This is a genomic window from Micromonospora maritima, assembly GCF_902825405.1.
Classification (GTDB): Bacteria; Actinomycetota; Actinomycetes; order Mycobacteriales; family Micromonosporaceae; genus Micromonospora; species Micromonospora maritima.
On the sequence record NZ_CADEAU010000474.1, the window covers coordinates 1 to 4,056 of the forward strand.

At 71.3% G+C, this 4,056-nt stretch carries 4 protein-coding genes and 1 tRNA gene; 3 read left to right on the forward strand and 2 right to left on the reverse strand.

Annotated elements, in window-relative coordinates; translation table 11 throughout:
- A partial coding sequence (locus HUW36_RS27330; RefSeq protein WP_174530769.1) for an alpha/beta hydrolase occupies positions 1 to 525 on the forward strand: 525 nt, incomplete at its 5' end.
- 80 nt (positions 526 to 605) lie between these two features.
- On the opposite strand, the gene HUW36_RS27335 is transcribed toward HUW36_RS27330, so the two are convergent.
- A complete protein-coding gene (locus HUW36_RS27335) occupies positions 606 to 1,073 on the reverse strand; it encodes a hypothetical protein (protein ID WP_217428885.1) in 468 nt (155 codons plus the stop codon).
- 170 nt (positions 1,074 to 1,243) lie between these two features.
- Here HUW36_RS27335 and HUW36_RS27340 point away from each other — a divergent pair, with 170 nt between their 5' ends.
- A complete protein-coding gene (locus tag HUW36_RS27340) occupies positions 1,244 to 2,530 on the forward strand; it encodes a DUF11 domain-containing protein (RefSeq protein ID WP_174530770.1) in 1,287 nt (428 codons plus the stop codon).
- Between the two features lie 80 nt (positions 2,531 to 2,610).
- Here HUW36_RS27340 and HUW36_RS27345 read toward each other — a convergent pair.
- Positions 2,611 to 2,684 (reverse strand) — tRNA-Gly (locus tag HUW36_RS27345).
- A 202-nt stretch (positions 2,685 to 2,886) separates the two neighbouring features.
- Here HUW36_RS27345 and HUW36_RS27350 point away from each other — a divergent pair.
- Positions 2,887 to 3,876, forward strand: a complete 990-nt coding sequence (locus HUW36_RS27350; RefSeq protein ID WP_174530771.1) for a zinc metalloprotease — start codon at positions 2,887 to 2,889, stop codon at positions 3,874 to 3,876.
- Positions 3,877 to 4,056: the final 180 nt, after the last annotated feature.

The following is a 4,056-nucleotide window of genomic DNA, read 5'->3' on the forward strand; positions in this document are numbered from 1 at the left end:
GGCGCCGGCGACCGGCCCCGATCCGCCGCCGCCGAACAGGCCCGCGCCGACCTGCGCCGGGCGATCCAGGCCGGCGAGCCGGTGGCCGACGAGGTCGTCGAGCGGCTCGTCCTCCCCCTGGTCGACCAGGCGGTCCCCGAGTGGCGCGCCGCCCTCGACGCGCTCCTCGCGCTGCCCGGGATCGACGGCCCGATCGGGTACGCGGGCGGCGTGATCGCCATCGGCGTGCGGCTGGCGGTGGTCGAGCCACGCATCTCGGCCGCCGTGCTGTTCGCCGGCAGCTACGTGCCCCGGGTCATGTTCGGGGAGGCCCGGCAGGTCACCATCCCGCTGCTGGTCCTGTTGCAGTGGGACGACGAGGGGAACGACAGGCAGTTGGCGCTGGACCTGTTCGACGCGTTCGGCTCCGCGGAGAAGACGCTGCACGCCAACATGGGCGGGCACACAGGCGTCCCGCGGCACGAGGGCGACGACGGGAACCGGTTCTTCGCCCGACACCTGAGCCGACCGACGCCCTCGACATGACCAACGCCCTGGCCGGGACGCGCGTCCCGGCCAGGGCGGGCGACCGACGCGCCGCGTGGGCTGGACGACGCCCGGGAGTGTCAGTCGAGGGTCGAGCGGGCCGCGGTGAGGAACGCGTCGCGCAGTTCGTCGAGCGCCGGGTAGAGGGCCTCCAGGTCGGGCACGCCGTCCCAGACCGCCCGGTTGATCCGCTGGAAGTAGACCCGCGCGCAGGTGTGGACGTCGGACGGGAAGAGCACCTGAAGCATGCTGCCGGCGACCCAGAGCTGCTTCATCGTCTCCTGGGCGGCGACAGGCCAGGGTTCACCGGGAACCCAGTCGGCGGGGCGCTCGAAGGCGAGGCGTTCCGCGTCGGCGGCCACGGCGACGAACCGTTCCAGATGGGTGAGTCGTTCGACGCGTCGGGCGTCGGCCCGGGCGACGTCCTGCCTGCGCTGCTCGGTGCGTGCGCTCATGCGCTGCGTCTGGGACTGCACGAGCCAGGAGAAACCGCCGCCGAGCACGACTCCGCTGAGAGACATGACCGCCGTGACGAGCTGTCCATCCACTGTGCTCACGGTAGCCGCCCGCTCGGTCCCACGCCGACCCCGCTCAGTTCCCGGATCATGCCGGCGCCGACGTAATGACGGTCACGACCGTGGCGCTCCATCAATGGGACGCCGACGATCCCGAGGACCGGGCCGCCGGCCCGGTCGATTCCCTCCGACGTGAGGACCTGATGTCCGTTCACCTCCGCTCCACCCGCCGGCACCTGCTCCGTGGCACTCTCCTGGTCGGCGCGCTGGCCGGACTCACCGCCGGCCTGCTGCCCACCGGCCCGGCGAGCGCCGCCCCCGCCCGGGCGGACCTCGTGGTCACCGCCTCCGCCGACCCCGTCGAGGTGCCGGCCAGCGGTGGCTGGTCGACCCTGACCCTCGACGTCCGCAACTCCGGCGCCAAGGCCAGCCAGACCGTGACCGTGGCGTTCACGCTGCCGGCGGGCGCCTGGTTCGCCACCGACGGGTTCTCGGTGCCACCGAGCTGGACGTGTGACCTGTTGGGCACCGCGACGTGCACCCACGCCCCGCTGGCCGCCGGCGAGGTCGCCGACGCGCTGAGGATCCCGGTCGGGCTCCCGAGCGGTACCGCCGGCGACACACTGACCGTCTCCGCCAAGGCATCGACCGGTCCGGAGTCGTCGACCGCCAACAACGTCGGCCAGGCGAGCGTGCGCTACGTCCCCAGCACGGTGGACCTCGAGTTCGTGCCCGCCACGACCACCCAACAGCTCCTCCCGAACGAGTACGTGAACGTCTCCACGGCCCTCCGGAACTCCGGGAACTCCCCCTCGGGCGAGGTGACCGTCACCATCCCGGTACCGGCCGGGATGCAGGGCTCGGAGACGTGGAGCGAGGGATGGGACTGCGCGTTCGGCGACGGTGTCGCCGACGGCCGGACCGGCTGGCGCTGCGTCCACGGCCCACTGCGGGCGGGCGAGACGAGCGAGCAGCTGTACTACGGCGGGATCCTCACCTCCACCACCGTCGGCGACGTCGTGACGATGGTGGCGACCGCGGCGACGACGTCGCCGGAGACGACCCTGGAGAACAACACGGCGCGGCACACCGTCACGGTCGAGCAGGGGGCGATCGTCCGCGGCATCGTCTGGGTGGACGGCAACAACAACCGCGTACGGGACACGTGCGAGGCGGGCGCCCCGGTCGGCTACGAGGGGATCTCCCGCATCGACGTGGTGCCGGCTCCCGACCAGTCCGGCACGGGCGGGCTGACCACCATCAACCCCGACGGCACCTTCACCGCGTACGTCCGCCCGGGCACCTACCGGGTGCAGTTCCACGTGTACGACCCGCACGACTTCATCGACTCGGTCGACTCGGACCTGATCTACTACTGGAACGAGACCGGTGGCGCCAACTACGGCCACACCGACTGGGTCACCGTGGCCGCGGGTGACGAGGTGACGCTGGACGCGGGCGTCAGGTCCCGCTGGATCCAGACCTGCTGATGCTCCTCGCCGCCGCGGGCGGGGCGTAGCAACGTCGAAGGCCCTGGCCGGGACTCACGTCCTGACCAGGGCCTTCGTGCTGGAGCGGGTGACGGGAATCGAACCCGCACTGTCAGCTTGGGAAGCTGATGTTCTGCCATTGAACTACACCCGCAGGCGGCACCACTGTACCTGAGGTCACCGCTCCCGTGCACCCAGGCACCCCCGCCCCGCCGCCGCGACGAAGTGGATCAAGGATGTTGCATTCCGGCAACATATGGTCGTTCTCAAATCCGTCGATGGGATGTAACGTCTGCTCCACGTTTCCGACTCGGCGTGACACACCCCCTGCCACGCCGTCAGAAAGAGGTGGGCCCATGGGACTCCGTCCCAACCTGCTGACCCGGCGTACCGCCGGTGTCGCGACGTCGACCCTGGCGCTGCTGCTCAGCACCGCCGCCGTCGGCGTCGTTCCCGCTGCCTCGGCCTTCTCGGCCGCGCCGGCCGGCGTCTGCGCCGAGCCGGCCGACGCCCACGGCCACGCCGACGCCCGTGTCGCCAAGGGCGGCCACCCCCGGCTCGACCCGAACGAGCTGACCGCCAAGCAGGTGCGCGAGCGGGAGGCCGACCTCGCCGCCGCGCAGCGCGAGCGGGCCAACTTCCGGACCGGTCCGACCGTCACCCCGCTGGCCTCCGTGACCATCCCGGTCGTGGTGCACGTGATCCAGGAGAACAGCACCCGGGCCGGCGGCAACATCCCGGACTCGCTGATCACCCAGCAGATCAGCGTGCTCAACCAGTCGTACGCGGGCTCGACCGGCGGCGCGGCCACCGCGTTCTCGTTCCAGCTCACGAAGATCAACCGGGTGACGAACCCGTCGTGGTACCCGATCGTGCAGGGCTCCTCGGCCGAGCGCTCGATGAAGACCTCGCTGCGCGAGGGTGGCAAGAACACCCTCAACATCTACCTGGGCGAACTGAGCGACAGCCTGCTCGGCTGGGCGACCTTCCCGAAGCGGAAGCTGGACAGCATGGACGGCGTTGTCGTGCTCAGCGAGTCGCTGCCCGGCGGCACGGCGACCAACTACAACCAGGGCGACACCGGCACCCACGAGGTCGGCCACTGGCTGAACCTCTACCACACCTTCCAGGGCGGCTGCTCCGGCTCGGGTGACAGCGTCTCCGACACTCCCGCCGAGGCGTCGCCGGCGTACGAGTGCCCGACCGGCCGGGACACCTGCTCCACCGCCGGCAAGGACCCGATCACCAACTTCATGGACTACACCTACGACTCCTGCATGTACCAGTTCACCGCCGGCCAGGCGAGCCGCATGCTCACCGCGTGGAACGCCTACCGCGCGGCCTGACCTCACCCGCACCACACGACAGGTGCCGGTTCCGTTCTCGAACGGGGCCGGCACCTGTCGTTGCGGCGGGCGGCTCAGGCGGCCGGGCGGCGGCCGGGTTCGTCGACCCGGTGGCGCGGGTGGTGACCTCGTTGGCCCACGAGGTGTGGATGTCGCCGGTCAGGAACACCACGTCCCGGG